Raw genomic sequence first — 21,266 nt, 5'->3', positions numbered from 1 at the left:
TCCCTGGTGGCTCGGTGCGGCTCGGCCCCGCCGGCTCGGCCTGACCGGCTCGGTCCGCCGTCCCTGGTGGCTCGGTGCGGCTCGGCTCCACCTGCTCGGCCCGACTGGCTCGGTCCGCCGTCCCTGGTGGCTCGGTGCGGCTCGGCCCCGCCGGCTCGGCCCGGCGGCCCCGCCGGCTAGGCCCGCCGACCCCGGCGGGTCGAGCCGGCGGCCGTACGTCCGGCCCGGTGAGCGCCGCCGCTCCGGAAAACCGGTCGACGGGAGCGGCCGATACGGGACAGGATCCGCACTCGTGACGACGCCCCAGCAGCTCCTGGTCGAGGCCGCCGCCCGCAACAACGCCGAATGGTGCGCGGCGATGAGCCGCTCGCACGGCCTGGCGAGCGAGTTCCGTGCGGACGCCTGGGCGGCCCCGGCCCGCACGCCGCCGTACTACCCCGACGCGGTCACGCTGGTCCCGGGGGCCGACCCGGACGCGCTGACGGCCCGGATCGACACCACCGTGCCCGGTGCCTCCGTCAAGGACAGCTTCGCCGACCTCGACCTGACGGGGGCGGGCTTCAGGGTGCTGTTCGAGGCGCAGTGGATCCACCGTCCCGCCAGCGCGCCCTCCGGTGTCCCGGACCTCGTCTGGGACGCGGTCCGCGACCCGGACGCCCTGCGCGCCTGGGCACTCGCCAGGGACGAAGGGAACGGCGGCACGGACCTCTTCCGGCCCGGACTCCTCGACGAACCGGCCACGTACGTCCTCGCCGGACGGTCCCCGGACGGCCGGGTGCGCGCCGGAGCGGTGGTGAGCCGCGGCGATCAGGTGGTCGGCGTCTCCAACGTCTTCGCCCGGGACGGCGGCCCGGACGCGGCCTGGCCCGGCGTACTCGACACGGCGCACCGCCTGTTCCCCGCGCTGCCGGTGGTCGGCTACGAGCACGGTGAGGACCTGGCGGCCGCGGTCCGCCACGGGTTCGAGCCGGCCGGCCCGCTGCGGGTCTGGCTGCGCGGATGACCCGGCTCCGGGCGCCCGCCGTGCCCGGCCGGCCCACGCACCGGGGCCGCCCCCGTCGTGCGCGGCGCGGTCTTTGACCTTGACACGGTGACAAGGTCTTCACTGTCTGCCGAGGAGGTGGTCTCGATGACGATCACCAGGCAGGACACGGACGTGCTGCGAGCACTCCAGGGGCTGGAGGACGGCCGTTCGTCCGCGCGGCTGCGGGCCGCGCTGGCAGCCGGCTCGGCGCCTGACCCGCGCTACGTCGACAAGCTCGTCGAACGATGCGCGGTGGAGCCCGAGTTCTTCGTCCGCGACATGCTCACATGGGCGCTCACCCGCCACCCGGTCTCCCTGACGCTGCCCCCGCTGCTCCGCGAGGTCCGCTCGGAGTGTGCGCAGGCGCGGAGCCAGGCGCTGCACACGCTGTCCAAGATCGGGGACCGGCGGGCGTGGCCGGCGATCACGCGGACGCTGCTCTCCGATCCCGACGACGAGGTGGCGCGCAGCGCCTGGCGGACCGCGGTCGTGCTCGTGCCGCACGGCGAGGAGTCCGCACTGGCCGTGCTGCTCGCGACGCAGCTGGGGCGCGGTGTCATGGAGACGCGGCGGAGTCTCAGCCGGGCACTGGTCGCGCTGGGCGAAGCGGTCGTGCCCGCTCTGCGTACGGCGGCGACGGCGCCGGACCCGCACGTGCGCGCGCACGCGCTGGCCACGCAACGGCTGCTGGCCGACCCGGACGCCGACTTCGGGTTCGCGACCGAGGAGGCGAAGCGCGTCGTGGCCCTCGGCGGGTCCGGTGAGGAGGGACCATAGAACGTGTTGATCGGTGAGGTGGCGCGACGGTCCGGGGTCAGTGCCCGCATGCTCCGGCACTACGAGTCGCTCGGCCTGGTGCGGCCCTGTGGCCGGACGGGCTCGGGCTATCGGGAGTACTCCGGGGAGGACATCCGGCGGATCTTCCACATCGAGAGCCTGCGGTCGCTCGGGCTGTCGCTGCGCGAGATCGGGCGCGCTCTCGACGATCCCGGCTTCACGCCCGCGGCGCTCGTCGGCGACCTCGTCCGCCGGACCCACGAACGCATTGCCGCCGAGACCGAGTTGCTCACGCGGCTGCGCCGGATCGATGCCGCGGACCCCACGGGCTGGGAGGACGTCCTCCAAGTCGTCACGCTGCTCCAGGCATTGGACTCGAAGAGCGCCAACGCGCGGCAGCGCGCGGCCCTTTCGGTCCACCTGGTGCCGGTGCCGGTGGAGGCCCTGGTCGAGGCGGTCCTGGGCGAGACGGAGCCGAACGTCGCCGGAACCCTTCGATGGGCACTGGCGCGATCGGGCGACAACGGTCCGGCCCTGCTGGCGGAGGGCCTCGGCTCACCGCTCGCCGCGGTGCGGGAACGTGCCGTTCGGGCGCTCGCCGAGATGCCCGGCGAGGAGGCCACCGCGCGGCTGTGGCAGGCCCTCACGAGCCCCGACGCCGTGGTCCGCGGACATGCGGCGCTGGCACTCGGGACACGCGGAGTGGCCGACGCGGCCCCGACCCTCGTCGACATGATCGTGGAGGGAAGGAACGACACCGACGCGGCCGACGCGCTGAGCGTGCTGGCCTGCGACACCGCGACGGCGGACCGGATCGCGACCGGGCTCGTCGACCGTCTCGCCGACGGCGCCACGCGGGCGCCCGCACGCGGACGGCTGACCCAGGCGCTGGCCGCCGTACCGGGGACGAAGGCGGCAGAGGCCCTCGAGGCGCTGTCGCACGACGAGGACCGCGCGGTCGCGCTGACCGCGGTGTACCTTCTCCGGCTTCGCGACGCGGGGTGACGCGGGCGCCACCTCGACGGACCGGAACTCCGTCGCGCCGGGAGACCCCGATCGGCGCTCGCGCCCGGCTACTTGCCGGCGTCCTCGGCGAGGGTGTGGGCGACGAGGGCGTTGGCGTGCCCGTGGCCCATGCCGTGTTCGGACTTGAGCCAGCCGACGAGGTCCATGTGCCTGGTGAGCGGGGAGGTCCGGATGAGTTCCTTCCACTCGGCGATCGGGCGGCCGTACTTCTTCTCGATGGAGGGGAAGTAGCTGGCGGGACCCTTTACTGCGGCGGCCATGGTGTCCTCGTTTCCTGTTCGGGCGGTCTGCGTGCTGTCGATGTGTTGTCGTTGCTGTCGTTCATACGACCGGCGAAGATCGGTAAAGTCATCGCCCGGGCGATGTGTGCTGCGTCACACCCGCCCGGCCGTCCCGGCGGACCCCGAATGGATTGCATAAACGTGCAATGAAACGTATAGTCATGCCATCCAGGAGGAGGGTTTCATGGCGGTACGTGCGGCAGTGGCGGGAGCGAGCGGATACGCGGGCGGGGAACTGCTGCGTCTGCTCCTGGTCCACCCCGAGATCGAGATCGGCGCTCTGACCGGCAACTCCAACGCCGGCCAGCGCCTCGGCGCGCTGCAGCCCCATCTGCTGCCCCTCGCCGACCGGGTGCTCGAGGAGACGACCCCCGACGTCCTCGACGGCCACGACGTCGTCTTCCTCGCGCTGCCCCACGGGCAGTCCGCCGCCGTCGCCGAGCGGCTCGGCCCCGATGTCCTCGTCGTGGACATGGGCGCCGACTTCCGGCTCCGGGACGCGGCCGACTGGGAGCGCTTCTACGGCTCCCTGCACGCCGGGACCTGGCCGTACGGCCTCCCCGAACTGCCGGGTGCCCGCGCCGCGCTGGAGGGGTCCAGGCGCGTCGCGGTGCCCGGCTGCTATCCGACGGCCGTCTCACTGGCCCTGTTCCCCGCCTACGTGGCCGGGCTCGCCGAGACCGAGGCCGTGATCGTCGCCGCCTCGGGCACCTCCGGAGCGGGCAAGGCGCCCAAGGCGCACCTGCTGGGCAGCGAGGTCATGGGCTCGATGTCCCCGTACGGCGTCGGCGGCGGCCACCGGCACACCCCCGAGATGATCCAGAACCTGAGCGCCGCCGCCGGGGCGCCGGTGTCCGTCTCGTTCACGCCGACCCTCGCGCCCATGCCCCGCGGCATCCTCGCCACGTGCAGCGCGAAGGCCCTGCCCGGTGTCACCGCCGAGTCCGTACGGGCCGCGTACGAGAAGGCGTTCGCGGACGAGCCGTTCGTGCACCTGCTGCCCGAGGGGCAGTGGCCCGCCACGGCGTCCGTGCACGGTTCCAACGCCGTTCAGATCCAGGTCGCTTACGACGCCGCCGCGCACCGGATCATCGTGATCAGCGCCATCGACAACCTCACCAAGGGCACCGCGGGCGGTGCCGTACAGAGCATGAACCTCGCCCTCGGGTTTCCCGAGGACGCGGGTCTTTCCACGATCGGAGTGGCACCGTGAGCCGGGGGCGCCTCCCGGCGGCCGCCGGGGAAGCGCGCGTGGCCACCGGACCGAAGACGAGTACGGAATCCGCGCCTTTGCGCCGCACGGGCAAGGAAGCGAACGAGGAGATGCAGTGAGCGTCACGGCAGCACAAGGGTTCACGGCGTCGGGCATCGCCGCCGGGATCAAGGAGAACGGCAACCCGGACCTGGCCCTCGTGGTCAACAACGGGCCCCGCCTGGCCGCCGCCGGCGTCTTCACCTCCAACCGCGTGAAGGCCGCCCCGGTACTGTGGACCGAGCAGGTCCTCAAGGGCGGTCTCGTCTCCGCGGTGGTTCTCAACTCCGGTGGCGCCAACGCCTGTACGGGACCCCGGGGCTTCCAGGACACGCACGCCACCGCCGAGAAGGTCGCCGAGACGCTCGACGTGAACGCGGGCGAGGTCGCCGTGGCCTCGACCGGCCTCATCGGCGTGCTGCTCCCGATGGACAAGCTCCTCCCCGGAGTCGAGCAGGCCGCCGCCCAGCTCTCCGCGCACGGCGGCGAGAAGGCCGCCATCGCCATCAAGACCACCGACACCGTCCACAAGACCTCGGTCCGCCAGGGCGACGGCTGGACCGTCGGCGGCATGGCCAAGGGCGCCGGCATGCTCGCCCCCGGCCTCGCCACCATGCTCGTCGTCCTGACGACGGACGCGGACGTGGACGGCGGGACCCTGGACCGGGCGCTCCGCGCGGCCACCAGGGTCACCTTCGACCGCGTCGACTCCGACGGCTGCATGTCCACCAACGACACCGTGCTGCTCCTCGCCTCCGGCGCCTCCCGGATCACCCCCGGCCACGAGGAGTTCGCGGAGGCCGTCCGGGCGGTCTGCGCCGACCTGGGCCAGCAGCTCATCCGGGACGCCGAGGGCGCCAGCAAGGACATCAGGGTCGAGGTCGTGAACGCGGCGAGCGAGGACGACGCCGTCGAGGTGGGCCGCTCCATCGCCCGCAACAACCTCCTCAAGTGCGCCATCCACGGCGAGGACCCCAACTGGGGCCGCGTCCTGTCCGCCATCGGCACCACCGCCGCCGCCTTCGAGCCGGACCGGCTGAACGTCGCCATCAACGGCGTCTGGGTCTGCAAGAACGGCGGCGTGGGCGAGGACCGCGAACTGGTCGACATGCGCTACCGCGAGGTCCACGTCGTCGCCGACCTCGCCGCGGGCGACGCGACCGCCACGATCTGGACCAACGACCTCACCGCCGACTACGTCCACGAGAACAGCGCGTACTCCTCATGAGCACAACTCGTAAGCACACGGCGCTCCCCAAGGCGCAGATCCTCATCGAGGCGCTGCCCTGGCTGACCCGGCACCACGGCAGGACCGTCGTCATCAAGTTCGGCGGCAACGCCATGGTCGACGAGGCGCTGAAGGCCGCCTTCGCGCAGGACGTGGTCTTCCTGCGGCACGCCGGCCTCAAGCCCGTCGTCGTGCACGGCGGAGGACCGCAGATCAGCGCCGCCCTCGACCGGCACGGCATCGTCAGCGAGTTCAAGGCGGGCCTGCGCGTCACCACCGAGGACGCCATGGACGTCGTACGGATGGTGCTGGCCGGGCAGGTGCAGCGCGAACTGGTCGGACTGCTCAACCAGCACGGGCCGTTCGCCGTCGGCATGACGGGCGAGGACGCCCACACCATCACCGCCACCAGGCACCAGCCGCTGATCGACGGCGAGTCCGTCGACATCGGCCGGGTCGGCGAGATCACCGAGATCGACACGGGCGCGATCGAGGCACTGCTCGCCGACGGCCGGATCCCGGTCGTCTCATCGATCGCCCGCTCCGAGGACGACGGACATGTCTACAACGTCAATGCTGATACGGCGGCTGCGGCACTCGCTGCGGCTCTTGGTGCCGAAACCCTGATGGTCCTCACCGACGTCGAGGGCCTCTACGAGGACTGGCCGAACTCCGACGAGGTGATCAGCCGGCTCACCGCGAGCCAGCTGGAGAAGCTCCTCCCGGAGCTGGCCAGCGGCATGGTGCCGAAGATGGAAGGCTGTCTGCACGCCGTCCGCAACGGCGTCAACACGGCCCGCGTCATCGACGGCCGGGTCCAGCACTCGATCCTGCTGGAGATCTTCACCGACGAGGGGATCGGCACGATGGTCGTGCCGGACGACGAAGAGGGGGATGCCGCATGACCGCCAACCAGGACCTGACGCAGCGGTGGCAGGGCGCGCTCATGGACAACTACGGCACCCCACGGCTGCCCCTCGTGCGCGGCGCGGGCACCCGGCTGTGGGACGCCGACGGCACGGAGTACCTCGACTTCGTCGGCGGGATCGCGGTCAACGCGCTCGGACACGCGCACCCGGCCGTCGTCGAGGCCGTGAGCACCCAGATCGCCGCCCTCGGCCACGTCTCCAACCTCTTCGTCGCCGAGCCGCCCGTCGCGCTCGCCGAGCGGCTGCTCCAGCTCTTCGGGCGGGACGGCCGCGTCTACTTCTGCAACTCGGGCGCCGAGGCCAACGAGGGCGCCTTCAAGATCGGCCGGCTGACCGGGCGTTCCCACATGGTCGCCACGCACGGCGGCTTCCACGGCCGGACCATGGGCGCGCTCGCCCTGACCGGCCAGCCCGGCAAGCGCGAGCCGTTCCTGCCGCTGCCCGGCGACGTCACGCACGTCCCGTACGGCGACGCGCAGGCTCTCGCCGAGGCCGTCACCGAGGACACCGCGCTGGTGATCATCGAGCCGATCCAGGGGGAGAACGGCGTCGTCGTGCCGCCCCCGGGCTATCTGAAGGCCGCCCGCGCCATCACCGCCGCCACCGGCAGCCTGCTGGTCCTGGACGAGGTGCAGACCGGGATCGGGCGTACCGGCTCCTGGTTCGCCTACCAGGCGCACGAGGGGGTCCTGCCCGACGTCGTCACCCTCGCGAAGGGACTGGGCGGCGGGCTCCCGCTCGGCGCGACCGTCGCCTTCGGCCGCGCCGCCGAACTGCTGGAGCCGGGCCACCACGGCACGACCTTCGGCGGCAACCCCGTCGTGTGCGCGGCGGGACTCGCCGTGCTCGACACGATCGGGTCCGAGGGACTGCTGGAGAACGTGAAGCGCACGGGCGAGAAGCTGCGCGACGGAATCGAGGCACTCGGGCACCCCTTGATCGACCACGTCCGGGGTGCGGGCCTGCTGCTGGGTATCGTGCTCACCGAGCCGCTCGCCGCCCGGGTGCAGCAGGCGGCTCAGGACGCCGGCCTTCTGGTGAACGCGCCCGCCCCCGACGTCGTACGGCTGATGCCTCCGCTGAACCTGGGCGACGACGAAGTGGACGCGTTCCTCCGGGCCCTGCCCGGTGTCCTCGACGCAGTCGACGGGGACGGACGATCCGGAGAATGAGACGACGATGAGTCAGGCGCAGGAGCACGAGCACGCAGGGCCTGCCGTGCCGCAGACCCGCACCGCACGCCACCGCCGGATCGTGGACATCCTCAACCGGCAACCGGTGCGCTCCCAGAGCCAGTTGGCGAAGCTTCTCGCGGACGACGGGCTGACCGTCACCCAGGCGACGCTCTCCCGGGACCTGGACGAGCTGAACGCGGTGAAGATCCGCAACAACGACGGCGACCTCATCTACGCGGTACCGAGCGAGGGCGGTTTCCGCACCCCGCGCGCGCCGCTGGGCGAGTCGGCGAAGGAGGAGCGGATGCGGAGGCTCTCCGCCGAGCTGCTGATCTCCGCGGAGGCGTCCGCGAACCTCGTGGTCCTGCGGACGCCGCCGGGCGCCGCGCAGTTCCTCGCCTCGGCCATCGACCAGGCCGAGCTGCACGACATCCTCGGCACCATCGCGGGCGACGACACGCTGATGCTGATCAGCCGTGATCCCACGGGGGGCCAGGCGCTCGCCGACCACCTGCTGCGGCTGGCCCAGAACGACCACTGAGGGGTACGGGGGTGGCGGGGCCCGCGGTCTCGGAAGCCCTGCAACTCCCTCGGTCCGTCCGGCCCGGGGGAGCTCTGCCTCAGCCCAGCAGCCGGGCGAGACCGCCGGTGCACCGGACCTCGTCGCCCGCCGTGATCAGCAGCGCCTCCACGTCGGGAAGCGACTCCAGCCACGCCAGCGCCTGCCGCGAGCCCATCGCGAAGGCGGCCGTCGCCCAGGCGTCCGCCCAGGTCAGCCGCGGCCCCACCACCGTCACGGCCAGCAGGTCGGTGACCGCGGGCCTGCCGGTGCGCGGATCCACGATGTGGGCGCCGCGCTCCGCCGTGCCCGAGGTGGCCACGGCCAGCTCGTTGGCACCGGCGGCGGAGACCACCGCCGCCAGCGAACCGGGGCGCAGGGGATCGGACACGCCGACCCGCCACGGGCGCACCGGGCCGGGGGTGCCGCACAGCTGGACGTCGCCGCCGCCGTTCACGCTCACTCCGCTCGCCCCCGCCGCGGCGATGTGCCGGGCCGCGCGCTCGCCCGCCCAGCCCTTCACGATCCCGGTCGGGTCGAGCCGTCCCTCGTACGTCGTGCTGAACCAGCCCTCGCTCAGCCGCTCCGCCTCGGCGCCCAGCGCGAGCACCTCGGCGACCTGCGGATCGCACTCCCCGACGCGCAGCTCGCCGCGTGCCAGCCGCGTGACCTGACTGTCCTCGCGGTAGGTGCTGAACACCTCGTCCACAAAGTGGAGTTGGACGACCGCCTCGTCGAGCGCGGCCCGCACGGCAGCGGGTTCCCCGCCCCGCACGTCGAAGGAGAAGACCGTGCCCATGACCTCCTCCGCATGCCGCAGGACGGCCGCGGCCGCGGGCTCAGCCACCGGCCTCGTCCAGGGCGGCCTGGAGGGACTCCTTGTATCCGGCGCTGGTGTAGGTGGCTCCGGAGACGGTGTCGATGTCGGCGGTTCCGGCCGCGACGGCCTGTTGGTTGAGTTTGGGTACGGCGTTGTCGGTGACCTGGGTGCTGCGTCCGCCGCTGGGTGCCTGGACGGCCTCGGCCCTGGTGATCTTGCCGCCGGTGAGGGTGAGGCGCACCTGGACGGGCCCGTACTGGGTCTGCGAGACACTGCCGGTGACGGTACGGGCCTGCGGGGCGGGCGCCTTCGAGGGCGACGTCGCGCCGGCGGATCCGGACGAGCCCGCCGCGCCGCCGGTGCCCGCCTTGTCGAGGGCGGCCTGGAGGGATTGCTTGTATCCGGCGCTGGTGTAGGTGGCTCCGGAGACGGTGTCGATGTCGGCGGTTCCGGCCGCGACGGCCTGTTGGTTGAGTTTGGGTACGGCGTTGTCGGTGACCTGGGTGCTGCGTCCGCCGCTGGGTGCCTGGACGGCCTCGGCCCTGGTGATCTTGCCGCCGGTGAGGGTGAGACGCACCTGGACGGGCCCGTACTGGGTCTGCGAGACACTGCCGGTGACGGTACGGGCCTGCGACGACTGCTGCGAGCTGCCGCCCTGGGGCGACTCCTGCCCGGCCGCCGACTGCGGGGGCGCGGCCCCGCCCGCCGAGGCGGCCGCGGGGTCCGACGCGGGCTTCAGTGACAGCAGCAGGACGATCCCGGACACGGTGGCGGCCGTGGCGAGCATGACACGCCGGATGGGGTGGCTCTTCTTCATCGCTCCTGACTCCCGTCGCTCACATCTCGAACGACTCGTGATGGATGCGGCGGGCGGGAACCCCCGCACCGCGCAGTGCTTCGTACACCTGCTGCGCGAAACCGGGCGGACCGCACAGGAAGACGTCGTGCCGGTCGATGTCCGGCAGTTTGCGCTGCAGGGTCTCCGCGGAGATGTCCGGGCGTTCCCCCTCGGGACTGTTCACCGCGTACATCAGCCGCGCGCCGCGCTCCTCGGCGATCATCGCCAGCTCGTCCCACAGCGCCAGGTCCTGGGTGCTGTTGGCCCGGTACAGCAGCGTCAGGTCGCCGGACGCGCCGGGCAGCGTCTCGAACAACGCCCGCATCGGGGTGATGCCCACCCCGCCCGCCACGAGCAGCACCTTGCCGCGGCTGCGCCGGGCCGCCGTCAGCGCCCCGTACGGCCCCTCGGCCCACACCCGGGTACCGGGCTCCAGGTCACGCAGCGCGGCACTGTGGTCACCGATCGCCTTCACGGTGATCCGCAGCATGTCCGGGCGCGGGGCCGCCGACAGCGAGTACGGGTGGGAACTCAGCCGCATCCCGGGCGCGAGGAAGCGCCAGCGGAAGAACTGCCCCGCCTCGGCGCCCATGCGGTGCAGCCTGCGGCCGCGGATCAGCACGGACACGATGCCGGGCGTCTCCTCGATGACCGCCTCGACCCGCATCCGGTGCCGCAGGTTCAGCCGGACCGGCACGAACACCCGGTACCAGAGGACCAGGGCGGTCACCGACCCGTACAGCCCGTACCAGACGGTCTTCGCGGTCGGCTCGACGGCGAAGTCGTTGCCGGTGGAGAGCTGGTGCCAGAACGTCAGGAACACGGCGGCGTAGGTGAGCAGGTGCACGTGGTACCAGAGGTCGTACGGGATCCTGCGCCGTACCGGGCCGATCGAGATGAGCCCGATGAGCAGCAGCAGACCCGTCCCGATCGCCGCCTTGCCCATGTCCGGGAGCTGGTTGACGGAGTCGACGGTCTGCTGGACGACGCCGCTGAAGGTACGGCCGGCCTGCAGCGCGTACCCGTACATGATCAACACCAGGTGGGCGAGGACCAGGCACAGCGTGTACCTGCCGCTCATCGCGTGCCAGCGCGCGACCCGGTCCGAACCCACCCGGCGTTCCAGCGCGGGCACCCTGGCCATCTGGAGCACGACGAGGGCCATCAGGTAGCCGGCGAGCAGCCCGGTGATGCGGCCGGCGTTGAGGATCTTGCTGTTGTCGTCCGCGATGGACGGGGTGTTGCTCCACCACAGCCAGATCACCCCGGCGGCGCCCGCCCAGACGGCGAGCAGCAGCGGGACGGCGGGGGAGCGTCGAGGGCGGATGCGGCGCATGGTCTGGCGCCGCGCGGCGCGACCGCCGGCGATCGTGGACACGGTTCCTCCGTGTTCCTCTGTGGGGAACGGGGCAAGGGGAGTGGGCCCCTGGCCCAGAGATACGGCGCGCGACGGCTGTGCGTTCAGTGGTACGGGAGTCCGGTGCGGGCGGGCGGGCACCGGGAGGCCGGCGAAGGGGGCCGGCACCATGCGCCGGCCCGCGTGGGCCGACCCCCGTAACCCGGCCCGTCGGCCGGCCGACAGGCCCTAATACCGAGTGATCGCGGTCGCCCCGCCCGCCGTCCCGATCGCGATGTGCGGGGCCCGCCCGGGATCCGCCCACGTCAGGATCCGCCGCATCGCGGATGCGGAGACGGACACGCAACCAGCCGTCGGTCCACGCCCGTTGACATGGAGGAAGATGCCCGCGCCCCGCCCCCGCACCGGCCGGTCGTAGTTGAACCCGATGACGAGGGCGTACGCGTACTGGGCCCGGTAGGAGATCAGGTGCTCGGACTCCGGGGCGCGGCAGTCGGAAGGCCGCGGCTCGGTCCAGCGGTTGTAGGAGCGGGAGCCGTTGTCCTGACACCACCAGGAGTTTTGGTGGACCCGGCGGTATGGCGTCCTCGTGCCGTGGGGCGCCGCCTCGATCCCGAACGCGTAGGGCAGGTCGTACAGACCGGTCGGGGTCGTGTTGGTGCCCTGCCGGCGGGAGGAGCCCTCGACCAGCCCGCGCGCGCCGAAACGGGCCGCCGCGGAACCGGCCCTCACCCAGCGCCCGTGACGCCGCTCCCACCAGGTGACCGTGCCGGTCCTGGCGGAGGGACGCGCAGCCTGGGCGGTGATCAGCTGGCTGCCGCCGCCGGTGTCCGCCATCCGCTCCACAAGCGTGGGCGGACAGCCCGGTGCCAGGGCGAACAGGGACGCGGACGCGAGTGCGGCGGCAGCGAGGCGCATGGCTCAGACGGTAGTGGGGGGCAGGGGCAACGGCAGCCCGGGTAGGCCGTCCAGGCTCGTCGCCACGTAGTCCTTCTTGCGGAAGTACGCGTCCAGCGAGGCGTCGTCCTCCCGGGCGAAGCGCTTGCTGTGCAGATCGCGGTCCTCGTCGTAGGTCATGAAGGGCACCGCGTAGCCGCAGGTGTCACGGATCAGCTCGGCCGACACGACGATGACGGCGCGCAGCCCGTGCTGCGCCGGGTCGATGTCCGGGAAGTGCGTGAGCAGTTCCTTGAAGCGCGGGTCGTCCCGGAAGACGGGCTCTCCGTGGCCGTGCACCCGGACGATGTTCGGCGGGCCCTGGAAGGCGCACCACATGAGGGTGATGCGGCCGTTCTCGCGCAGATGCGCGATGGTCTCCGCGTTGCTCCCGGCGAAGTCCAGGTAGGCGACGGTCAGTTCGTCGAGTATCGCGAGGGAGCCGGTGAGCCCCTTGGGTGAGAGGTTGACCGTGCCGTCCCCGGACAGGGGTGCGGTCGCGGTGAAGAAGATCGGCTGCGCCTCGATGAACGTGCGCAGTCTGCCGTCCAGGCGCTCATAAGTCTTTCCCATGTCTAACGATTATCGGGCAAGTTTCTTTGCCTGTCTAACGAATTGCGTCATCCGTCTCGGCCGGATGCGGAAGCTGCCGTGCCGGTCCGTGGCCGCCCCGGCCGGCGCGCGGGGCGGCCACGGTGCCCGTCACTTGTTGAGAGTGCAGGCGGCGAGGGAGTCCAGCCCCTGGGGCTTGGCGGCGGTGCGGCCGATGGCGGTGGCGATGCGGTTGATGGTGGCGATGCGCTTGTCCTTCAGCGGGCCGAGGATGGCGTTCTGGACGAAGTTGGGTCCGCCCTGGCCGACGGTGTCGGCGATGCGCTTGTCGGCTTCGGTGATCTGGGTGTCGAGGAGGGCGAGGTTGCGGTCGACCTCGGCCCGGGCGGAGGCGGGGATGGCGGGGAGGCTCGGCGCGACGGCCGGGCAGTTCACCGTGCCCGCGACCGTGGAACCGCTCGCGTCGTCCGCGTTCCCGCCCGTCTGTTCGCCCGCGTCCGAGCCGTTCCCGCCCGCGTCCTGCCCCGCATCCCCGGTGGCGGTCGCGCTCGGAGCCGCGGTCGCCGTCGCGCCGCCACCGGCCGTGCTCAGCCGGCAGGGCGCGAGGGAGTCCAGTCCCTGGGGCTTGGCGGCGGTGCGGCCGATGGCGGTGGCGATGCGGTTGATGGTGGCGATGCGCTTGTCCTTCAGCGGGCCGAGGATGGCGTTCTGGACGAAGTTGGGTCCGCCCTGGCCGACGGTGTCGGCGATGCGCTTGTCGGCTTCGGTGATCTGGGTGTCGAGGAGGGCGAGGTTGCGGTCGACCTCGGCCCGGGCGGAGGCGGGGATGGCGGGGAGGCTCGGCGCGACGGCCGGGCAGTTCACCGTGCCGGGGGAGGCGAGGGTCCTGGCCGCCTCGCCGCCGCTCCTGTCCGTCTCGCCGGCGAGGGCGGAGCCGGCGATCACGGCTCCGGACAGCACCACCGCGGCGGCGCCGCCGATGATCACGGTACGGCGCTTGCGGTACTTGGGGAGAGCCCTGGACATGCGGAAGCCTCATTCGGGTTCGGGGGTGAAGGCCGCCCGGCGGTCGTCCGGGATGCCTGTTCGTTCTCTGCTGTCTGGTGGTGCGAACGCGGCGCCTGCGTCCGCTGAGACATACGAGAAAGCGCATTCCGTCGTTCAAGGGAATCCACTGATTCCCGCCCGGTCTCTCAATTGACGAAGCATGCAGAGTTCTGCATACTCATGCATGGCGGGGTCGCGGGACGGAGAAGAACCCGTGACCGGGCGCGGACCGTGTGCCCCGGACACCTCCGCAGCCGGCCTGTCGGCGGAGATCACCGCCGGGCGGGACCTCGCCGACCGATAGCGTGACAGCCGCCCGTCCGCCCGCGCGGCGAGGAGGCGGCACATCCACAGTCTTGAGGAGCGCAGCGAGTGAGCAGCAACAGCGGTGACGTACGGCTCTGGGGCGGTCGTTTCGCCGACGGTCCCGCCGAGGCCCTGGCGAAGCTGTCCGCCTCCGTCCACTTCGACTGGCGGCTCGCGCCGTACGACATCGCCGGCTCGCGTGCGCACGCCCGCGTGCTCCACAAGGCCGGTCTGCTGACGGCCGACGAGCTGGAGCGGATGCTGGACGGACTCGCCCGGCTCGAACAGGACGTGGCGTCCGGCGCCTTCGTGGGCACCATCGCCGACGAGGACGTCCACACCGCTCTGGAGCGCGGCCTGCTGGAGCGCCTCGGCCCCGACCTCGGTGGCAAGCTGCGCGCGGGCCGGTCACGGAACGACCAGGTGGCGACCCTCTTCCGGATGTACCTGCGCGACCACGCGCGGATCATCGGCGGCCTGATCGCCGACCTCCAGGACGCGCTGGTCGGCCTCGCGGAGGCCCACCCGGACGTGGCGATGCCCGGCCGCACCCATCTCCAGCACGCCCAGCCCGTCCTGTTCGCCCACCATGTCCTCGCCCACGTCCAGTCCCTGTCCCGGGACGCCGAGCGGCTGCGTCAGTGGGACGAGCGGACGGCCGTGTCGCCGTACGGCTCGGGGGCGCTGGCGGGTTCCTCCCTGGGCCTGGACCCCGAGTCGGTCGCGAGGGACCTCGGCTTCGAGCACGGCAGCTCCGCCAACTCCATCGACGGCACGGCCTCCCGTGACTTCGCCGCCGAGTTCGCCTTCATCACGGCGATGATCGGGGTGAACCTGTCCCGCATCGCCGAGGAGATCATCATCTGGAACACGAAGGAGTTCTCCTTCGTCACCCTCCACGACGCCTTCTCCACCGGCTCCTCGATCATGCCGCAGAAGAAGAACCCGGACATCGCGGAGCTGGCGCGCGGCAAGTCGGGACGCCTGATCGGCAATCTGACCGGGCTCATGGCCACGCTCAAGGCCCTGCCGCTGGCGTACAACCGCGACCTCCAGGAGGACAAGGAGCCGGTCTTCGACTCCTGCGACCAGCTGGAGGTGCTGCTGCCCGCCTTCACCGGCATGATGGCGACGCTGACCGTGCACCGGGAGCGCATGGAGGAGCTGGCCCCGGCCGGTTTCTCGCTCGCCACCGACATCGCCGAGTGGCTGGTCAGGCAGGGCGTGCCGTTCCGTGTCGCGCACGAGGTCGCCGGCGAGTGCGTGAAGGTCGCCGAAGCCGGGGGCGTCGAGCTCGACGGGCTCACCGACGAGCAGTTCGCGAAGATCTCCCCGCACCTGACGCCGGAGGTGCGCGGCGTCCTGAACGTCCCGGGTGCGCTGGCCTCCCGCGACGGGCGCGGCGGTACGGCGCCGAGCGCGGTCGCCGTGCAGCTCGCCGAGGTCAGGGCGGACGTGGCGGCGCAGCACGCGTGGGCCACCGCGAAGAAGTAGCACCCCGCGTTCCGCGAAGGCGTCGCGGGTTACGTTGGCCGGAGCCGATCAAGGAGCCGACCCCATGGAGCCCGCGATGCCCTTCGCCCGACTCGCCTCGGCGACCACGCCCACCGCCCACCTCGGCCTGGGCCTCGCCGCCGTCGGCCGCCCCGGCTACATCAACCTCGGCCGGGACCGCGACCTGCCGGCGGAGCGCAGTGTCGACGCCCTGCGTGAGCGCACCCACGAGCTCCTCGACGCCGCGTACGCGCAGGGCGTGCGCTACTTCGACGTGGCCCGCTCCTACGGCCGCTCCGAGGAGTTCCTGGCCGGCTGGCTGCGAGGGCGCCCCGACGCCGACGACGTCGTCGTCGGCAGCAAGTGGGGCTACACCTACACGGCCGACTGGCGCACCGACGCCGACGCGCACGAGATCAAGGACCACGGCCTCGCCACGTACGAGAGGCAGCGCGCGGAGAGTGCCGAGCTGCTCGGCGACCGCCTCGACCTCTACCAGATCCACTCGGTGACCCCGGACAGCCCGGCCCTCACCGACAAGGAACTCCACGCCAGGCTCGCCGACGCCGCGGCACAGGGCGTCTCGGCCGGCTTCTCGACCAGCGGGCCCGCGCAGGCCGACGCCATCCGCACCGCGCTCACCGTGACGGTCGGCGGTGAGCCCCTCTTCCGCACCGTCCAGGCCACATACAACGTGCTGGAGACGTCGGCCGGGCCCGCGCTCGCCGAGGCGCACGCGGCCGGACTCACCGTGATCGTCAAGGAAGGCATGGCCAACGGCCGGCTGGCCGCGCCGCACGCGCCGGGCGTGCTGCGGGACATCGCCCGGGAGACGGGCCTGACCGCCGACGCGGTCGCCCTAGCCCTGGTGCTGCACCGGCCCTGGGCCGGGGTCGTCCTGTCGGGCGCGGCCACCAGCGACCAGCTCGCCTCCAACCTGCACGCGGCCGTCGTCGACCTCGACGAGGACCGGCTCGCCCGCCTGGACGCCCTCGCCGAGGACCCCCGGGCCTACTGGGAGCGGCGCGGACAGCTGCCCTGGCACTGAGCCCCCGCTCACCGCCCGCCATGCGGTGAGCTTCACATGCCTCTGATGAGACAAAGATGTCTCACATGGCCTATTCTTGTCTCATGGCCGTCGACCGTGAGCACGTACTCCGCAGCGCCGCCGCCCTGCTGACCCGCAAAGCCACCGCCACCATGGACGAGGTCGCCAGGGCGGCCGGGATCAGCCGGGCCACGCTGCACCGCCAGTTCGCCGGGCGGTACGCCCTCGTCCGCGCCCTCGAAGACCTCGGCATCCGGGAGTGCGAGTCCGCGCTGGACGCGGCCCGCCTGGACGAGGGGCCCGCGAGCGACGCCGTACGCCGGCTGGTGAAGGAGATCGAGCCGGTGGCGGGACTGCTGGCCTTCCTGGTCACCGAGAACCAGCTGTTCGAGGGCGACGCCCAGCACGAGGGCTGGGCCCGGCTCGACGCCAGGATCGCCGCGCTGTTCCGGCGCGGCCAGGACAGCGGCGAGTTCCGCATCGACCTGACCCCCGCCTGGCTCACCGAGGCCCTCTACGGGCTCGTCGGATCCGGTGCCTGGGCCGTGATGGACGGCCGGGTGGCCGCCAACGACTTCCAATTCATGATCGTCGAGCTGTTGCTCGGCGGCGCACTACGGAGAGTGGAACCATGACCAGCACCGAACAGCAGGCCGTCGCGGCGGAGGAGGTGGGACGGCGCCCCGGGCGCTGGCTCGCCCTCTCCGTCCTCGTCCTCGCTGTGCTGCTGGTGGCCGTCGACGCGACCGTCCTCGGCCTCGCCACGCCCTACATCAGCGAGGACCTCCAGCCCTCCGGCACCCAGCTGCTCTGGATCGGCGACGTCTACTCGTTCGTCATCGCCGGCCTGCTCGTCTCCATGGGCAGCCTCGGCGACCGCATCGGACGGAAGAAGCTGCTGCTCGTCGGCGCCACGGCGTTCGGCGCGATATCCGTGCTCAACGCCTACGCGACGACACCGGAGCTGCTGATCGTCGCGCGGGCACTGCTCGGTGTCGCGGGCGCCACCCTGATGCCCGCCACCCTCGCCCTGATCCGCAACCTCTTCCACGACCCGCGCGAACGCAGCCTCGCCGTCGGCATCTGGGGCGCCACCGCCTCCGCGGGCACGGCGGTCGGGCCGGTGGTCGGCGGTTTCCTGCTGGAGCACTTCTGGTGGGGTTCGGTCTTCCTCATCAACCTGCCCGTGATGATCGTGCTCGTCCTCGTCGGCAGCAGGCTGCTGCCCGAGTCGCGCAACCCGGACCCGGGCCCCTGGGACCTCGCCAGCGTCCTCCTGTCGCTGGTCGGCATGATCGGCATCGTGTACGCGGTCAAGGAAGCGGCCACGCACGGGTTCACCTGGCAGCCGGCGGTCGTGGGCCTGCTCGGCGCCGTCGCCCTGTTCCGGTTCGTACGCCGCCAACTCACGCTGCCCGCACCACTGCTGGACATGCGACTCTTCCGGCACCGCGGATTCTCCGGAGCCGTCCTCGCCGACCTGCTGACGATCCTCGGCCTGTCCGGGCTGGTCTTCTTCCTCTCCCAGTACCTGCAACTCGTCCAGGGCAGGGCGCCGTTCGAGGCGGGCCTCGCCGAAGTCCCGGCCGCGGCCGGCGCGGTGGCGGCGGGCCTGGTCGCCGGCACGGTCGCGCGGCGGTTCTCGGTGCGCGCCGTCGTCTCCGGCGGCCTCGCCGCGGTGGGGCTGGCACTCGCGGCCCTCACCCTGCTGACCGAGTCCACCGGCTATCCGCTGATCGGCGCGGCACTCCTGGTCGTCGGCGTCGGCGCGGGCTTCTCGTTCACCGTCACCGCCGACGTGATCCTCTCCACCGTGCCCAAGGAACAGGCGGGCGCCGCGTCCGCGGTCTCCGAGACGGCGTACGAACTCGGCGCCGCCCTCGGTATCGCCGTGCTCGGCTCGATCGTGACGGGTGTCTACCGGGACTTCAGCGGTCCCGCGGGCACCCCGGCCGAGGCACGCGAATCCCTCGGCGGCGCCGCCGAGGCGGCGGCAAAACTGCCGGCCGGCACCGCCGAGACGATGCTGTCGGCCGCCCGCGGCGCCTTCGTCGAGGGACTGACCCTCGCTGCGGGTGTGGGCGCCGCGGTGCTGCTCGCCGCCGCGGCGGCTGCCTGGTTCCTGCTGCGCGGCCAGCGGTTGGAGAGCACGCCGTAGGGCCGCGGCGCATCTTTGGCACGCATGATGAAGGGGGCCGCACCCGCCGTCCGGCGGGTGCGGCCCCCTTCATGCCCCGAGCGGCTACGCGGCCTTCGCCTTCGTGGCGTACATGTCGACGTACTCCTGGCCCGAGAGGCGCATGACCTCGGTCATCACCGAGTCGGTCACCGCCCGCAGCACATAGCGGTCGCGGTCCATGCCCTCGTACCGGGAGAACTCCATCGCCTCGCCGAAGCGGACCGTGACACGGCCGGGACGCGGGATGCCGGCGCCGCCGGGCTGCAGCTTGTCGGTGCCGATCATCGCGAACGGGACTACGGGAGCGCCGGTCATCAGGGTCAGCCGGGCGATGCCGGTGCGGCCGCGGTAGAGACGGCCGTCGGGGGAGCGGGTGCCCTCGGGGTAGATGCCGAAGACCTTGCCCTCCTCCAGGACGCGGCGGCCGGTCATCAGCGCCGCGACGCCGCCGTTGGCGCCGTCCCGGTCGACCGGGATCATGCCGACGCCGGTGAAGAACCAGGCCATCAGCCGGCCCTTGAAGCCCTTGCCGGTGACGTACTCGTCCTTGCCGATGAACAGCACCTGCCGGTCGCAGACCAGCGGAAGGATCATCGAGTCGATGAACGTGAGGTGGTTGCCGGCCAGGATGACGGGACCGTCGCCGGGGATGTGCTCCACGCCCTCCACCCGTGGGCGGAACATCAGGCGCATGATCGGTCCGAGCACTGCCTTGATGAGCACGAAGCGGGACAACGGGCCCTCCTGTGTCAAGGGATCGGTATGAAGTATGTGCAGGTGAGGACGATACTCGCGGCCGCCCGGTGATTGCACATCGGGTTCACCGAACGGATACGCGGTGTTGACGCACGTTTACCTGCGGGTGGCGCCCCGGGAAGGGTCTCCGGGCGGGAAAAACATGTGACGGACGTCGCGCGAGTCGCCGCCCGCCGGGCGGCCCGGGAAGCGCGGGACTCCCCGTCGTGACACCCGCCGCCGCCGGCCCCACCGGACCCCGGGACTCGGCCACCCCACGCGACCAGGACGGCCGGGGCGACCACCGACCGGGTACCCGTGCCCGGGGTCCCCAACCCGGCGAACCGTCAACTCACGCACCCCGCAGGACATCCGGAGCCACCCACGTGTTCCGTCCGAGGTCTCCCTCCCGTCACCCGCGGGCACCTACGATCGTCCCGCTTCGAACAGGTGCAGCGCGGTACGGCGGAGGAGTGCTCATGGGGACGCAGGAATCGGACGAGCAGGAGCGGGGCACGGCGCGACGGGCACTGCTCGGCGCGGCGGTGCTCGGAGCGGGCGGGGCCGTCCTCGGGCTGCCCGGCACGGCGACAGCCGGCGAACGGCACGGAGGCGGCTACCGGAACCTGCCCAGACCGACCGTCATCGGACACCGGGGGGCCAGCGGCTACCGGCCGGAACACACCTTCGGCTCGTACGAGCTGGCCCTCGACCTCGGGGCGGACGTCGTCGAGGCCGGGGACCTGGTGCCCACCAAGGACGGACACCTCGTGTGCCGCCACGAGCCGGAGATCGGCGGCACCACCGACGTCTCGGCGCACCCCGAGTTCGCCGACCGCAGGACCACCAAGAGCCTCGACGGGGTCACCACCACCGGCTGGTTCACCGAGGACTTCACGCTCGCCGAGCTGAAGACGCTCCGCGCGGTCGAACGCATCCCCGGCACCCGGCAGCGCAACACCCTCTACAACGGCCGCTGGGACATCCCCACCTTCGAGGAGGTGCTCCGCTGGCAGGACGAGCAGACCCGCAAGCGCGGCAAGCAGGTCTGGATCTACCCCGAGCTCAAGCACCCCACCTACTTCCGCAAGCTGGGCCTCGGCACCGAGGAACGGCTCGCCAGGCTGCTGCGCAAGCACGGCAAGGACAGGAAGAACTCGCCGGTGATCATCCAGTCCTTCGAGCCGACCAGCATCCAGCGGATGAACAAGCTCGTCGGCAACCCGCTCGCCGTGCTCCTGTCCGGCGCCGGCAGCCGCCCCTGGGACTTCGTCGACACGGGCGACCCGCGCACGGTCGCCGACCTGGTCAAGCCCGAGGGCCTGACGGAGATCGCGTCGTACGCGCAGGGCATCGGGCCCACGCTCGACCTGATCATCCCGAAGGACGCGAGCGGCAACCTCACCACGCCGACCACGCTCGTCCGCGACGCGCACGCGGCGGGCCTGATCCTGCACCCGTACACGATGCGCAACGAGAACACCTTCCTGCCGGCGAACTTCCGCAAGGGCACCGACCCGAACGCCTACGGCGACGCCTTCGGCGCCTTCCGGACGTACTTCGAGACCGGCATCGACGGCGTCTTCTCCGACAACCCGGACACCGCACTCCTCGCCCGCGAGGACTTCGTCAACGGATGACCGCCCCACCCCGGATGGGGTGACACCCGGCCGCCCCGGCAACCTCGCGCCGGGGCGGCCGCG

The 21,266-nt window shown here is 72.2% G+C and carries 21 protein-coding genes; 13 read left to right on the top strand and 8 right to left on the bottom strand.

All coding sequences use genetic code 11. From position 1 onward, the window contains the following. Positions 1 to 292: 292 nt before the first annotated feature. From AC0ZLC_RS12790 to AC0ZLC_RS12780, 3 genes are all read left to right on the top strand, one after another. Positions 293 to 1,003, top strand: a complete 711-nt coding sequence (locus tag AC0ZLC_RS12790) for a hypothetical protein (RefSeq protein ID WP_476752045.1) — start codon at positions 293 to 295, stop codon at positions 1,001 to 1,003. A 126-nt stretch (positions 1,004 to 1,129) separates the two neighbouring features. Further along, the gene (locus tag AC0ZLC_RS12785; RefSeq protein ID WP_476752044.1) at positions 1,130 to 1,801 is read left to right on the top strand and encodes a HEAT repeat domain-containing protein; all 672 of its coding nucleotides are present in this window, start codon (positions 1,130 to 1,132) and stop codon (positions 1,799 to 1,801) included. A gap of 3 nt (positions 1,802 to 1,804) precedes the next feature. After that, positions 1,805 to 2,806: a MerR family transcriptional regulator gene (locus AC0ZLC_RS12780; RefSeq protein ID WP_476752043.1), complete on the top strand. Its 1,002-nt coding sequence runs from the start codon at positions 1,805 to 1,807 to the stop codon at positions 2,804 to 2,806. A 68-nt stretch (positions 2,807 to 2,874) separates the two neighbouring features. On the opposite strand, the gene AC0ZLC_RS12775 is transcribed toward AC0ZLC_RS12780, so the two are convergent. After that, complete coding sequence (locus tag AC0ZLC_RS12775) at positions 2,875 to 3,087, bottom strand: DUF4287 domain-containing protein (protein ID WP_476752042.1); 213 nt, start codon at positions 3,085 to 3,087, stop codon at positions 2,875 to 2,877. 205 nt (positions 3,088 to 3,292) lie between these two features. On the opposite strand from AC0ZLC_RS12775, the gene argC reads away from it, so the two are divergent. The 5 genes from argC (at position 3,293) to AC0ZLC_RS12750 (ending at position 8,233) form a co-directional block, all read left to right on the top strand. Continuing rightward, positions 3,293 to 4,321, top strand: a complete 1,029-nt coding sequence (argC, locus tag AC0ZLC_RS12770; RefSeq protein ID WP_476752041.1) for an N-acetyl-gamma-glutamyl-phosphate reductase — start codon at positions 3,293 to 3,295, stop codon at positions 4,319 to 4,321. A 115-nt stretch (positions 4,322 to 4,436) separates the two neighbouring features. Beyond that, entirely contained in the window at positions 4,437 to 5,588 is a 1,152-nt protein-coding gene (argJ, locus tag AC0ZLC_RS12765) for a bifunctional glutamate N-acetyltransferase/amino-acid acetyltransferase ArgJ (protein WP_476752040.1), read from the top strand. Beyond that, positions 5,585 to 6,493: an acetylglutamate kinase gene (argB, locus tag AC0ZLC_RS12760; RefSeq protein WP_476752039.1), complete on the top strand. Its 909-nt coding sequence runs from the start codon at positions 5,585 to 5,587 to the stop codon at positions 6,491 to 6,493. Before argJ ends, argB begins: the two co-directional genes overlap by 4 nt. Then, positions 6,490 to 7,689, top strand: coding sequence for an acetylornithine transaminase (locus tag AC0ZLC_RS12755; protein WP_476752038.1), 1,200 nt, complete (start codon positions 6,490 to 6,492; stop codon positions 7,687 to 7,689). The genes argB and AC0ZLC_RS12755 overlap by 4 nt, the downstream gene beginning before the upstream one ends. A 7-nt stretch (positions 7,690 to 7,696) precedes the next feature. After that, complete coding sequence (locus AC0ZLC_RS12750; protein ID WP_476752037.1) at positions 7,697 to 8,233, top strand: arginine repressor; 537 nt, start codon at positions 7,697 to 7,699, stop codon at positions 8,231 to 8,233. 79 nt (positions 8,234 to 8,312) lie between these two features. On the opposite strand, the gene AC0ZLC_RS12745 is transcribed toward AC0ZLC_RS12750, so the two are convergent. From AC0ZLC_RS12745 to AC0ZLC_RS12720, 6 genes are all read right to left on the bottom strand, one after another. Then, positions 8,313 to 9,050, bottom strand: a complete 738-nt coding sequence (locus AC0ZLC_RS12745; protein ID WP_476752255.1) for an FAD:protein FMN transferase — start codon at positions 9,048 to 9,050, stop codon at positions 8,313 to 8,315. Positions 9,051 to 9,090: 40 nt separating this feature from the next. Beyond that, positions 9,091 to 9,888, bottom strand: coding sequence for an FMN-binding protein (locus AC0ZLC_RS12740; protein ID WP_476752036.1), 798 nt, complete (start codon positions 9,886 to 9,888; stop codon positions 9,091 to 9,093). Between the two features lie 19 nt (positions 9,889 to 9,907). Further along, complete coding sequence (locus AC0ZLC_RS12735) at positions 9,908 to 11,245, bottom strand: ferredoxin reductase family protein (RefSeq protein WP_476752254.1); 1,338 nt, start codon at positions 11,243 to 11,245, stop codon at positions 9,908 to 9,910. Positions 11,246 to 11,494: 249 nt separating this feature from the next. Continuing rightward, positions 11,495 to 12,184: a L,D-transpeptidase family protein gene (locus tag AC0ZLC_RS12730; RefSeq protein WP_476752035.1), complete on the bottom strand. Its 690-nt coding sequence runs from the start codon at positions 12,182 to 12,184 to the stop codon at positions 11,495 to 11,497. Positions 12,185 to 12,187: 3 nt separating this feature from the next. Further along, complete coding sequence (locus AC0ZLC_RS12725; RefSeq protein ID WP_476752034.1) at positions 12,188 to 12,775, bottom strand: pyridoxamine 5'-phosphate oxidase family protein; 588 nt, start codon at positions 12,773 to 12,775, stop codon at positions 12,188 to 12,190. A 129-nt stretch (positions 12,776 to 12,904) separates the two neighbouring features. After that, positions 12,905 to 13,780 (bottom strand): hypothetical protein, encoded by an 876-nt coding sequence (locus tag AC0ZLC_RS12720; protein ID WP_476752033.1) that lies wholly within the window; start codon positions 13,778 to 13,780, stop codon positions 12,905 to 12,907. 393 nt (positions 13,781 to 14,173) lie between these two features. Here AC0ZLC_RS12720 and argH point away from each other — a divergent pair, with 393 nt between their 5' ends. The 4 genes from argH (at position 14,174) to AC0ZLC_RS12700 (ending at position 18,807) form a co-directional block, all read left to right on the top strand. Next, on the top strand, positions 14,174 to 15,601 hold the full coding sequence (gene argH / locus AC0ZLC_RS12715; protein ID WP_476752032.1) for an argininosuccinate lyase: 1,428 nt from the start codon (positions 14,174 to 14,176) through the stop codon (positions 15,599 to 15,601). Between the two features lie 76 nt (positions 15,602 to 15,677). Beyond that, positions 15,678 to 16,649 (top strand): aldo/keto reductase, encoded by a 972-nt coding sequence (locus tag AC0ZLC_RS12710; RefSeq protein ID WP_476752253.1) that lies wholly within the window; start codon positions 15,678 to 15,680, stop codon positions 16,647 to 16,649. A gap of 83 nt (positions 16,650 to 16,732) precedes the next feature. Beyond that, positions 16,733 to 17,284 carry a TetR/AcrR family transcriptional regulator gene (locus tag AC0ZLC_RS12705; protein ID WP_476752031.1) on the top strand — a complete coding sequence of 184 codons (552 nt, stop codon included), beginning with the start codon at positions 16,733 to 16,735 and terminating at the stop codon, positions 17,282 to 17,284. Continuing rightward, entirely contained in the window at positions 17,281 to 18,807 is a 1,527-nt protein-coding gene (locus tag AC0ZLC_RS12700; RefSeq protein ID WP_476752030.1) for an MFS transporter, read from the top strand. Before AC0ZLC_RS12705 ends, AC0ZLC_RS12700 begins: the two co-directional genes overlap by 4 nt. 84 nt (positions 18,808 to 18,891) lie before the next feature. Here the strand turns inward: AC0ZLC_RS12700 and AC0ZLC_RS12695 are convergent, their stop codons facing one another. After that, the gene (locus tag AC0ZLC_RS12695) at positions 18,892 to 19,563 is read right to left on the bottom strand and encodes a lysophospholipid acyltransferase family protein (RefSeq protein ID WP_476752029.1); all 672 of its coding nucleotides are present in this window, start codon (positions 19,561 to 19,563) and stop codon (positions 18,892 to 18,894) included. A gap of 479 nt (positions 19,564 to 20,042) precedes the next feature. Here AC0ZLC_RS12695 and AC0ZLC_RS12690 point away from each other — a divergent pair, with 479 nt between their 5' ends. Beyond that, positions 20,043 to 21,203, top strand: a complete 1,161-nt coding sequence (locus tag AC0ZLC_RS12690; RefSeq protein WP_476752028.1) for a glycerophosphodiester phosphodiesterase — start codon at positions 20,043 to 20,045, stop codon at positions 21,201 to 21,203. Positions 21,204 to 21,266: the final 63 nt, after the last annotated feature.

It is taken from the genome of Streptomyces sp. GLSS-08 (assembly GCF_056387915.1).
The sequence above is the reverse complement of the archived record's forward strand: the minus strand, read 5'-3'. Positions and strand labels throughout refer to the sequence as shown.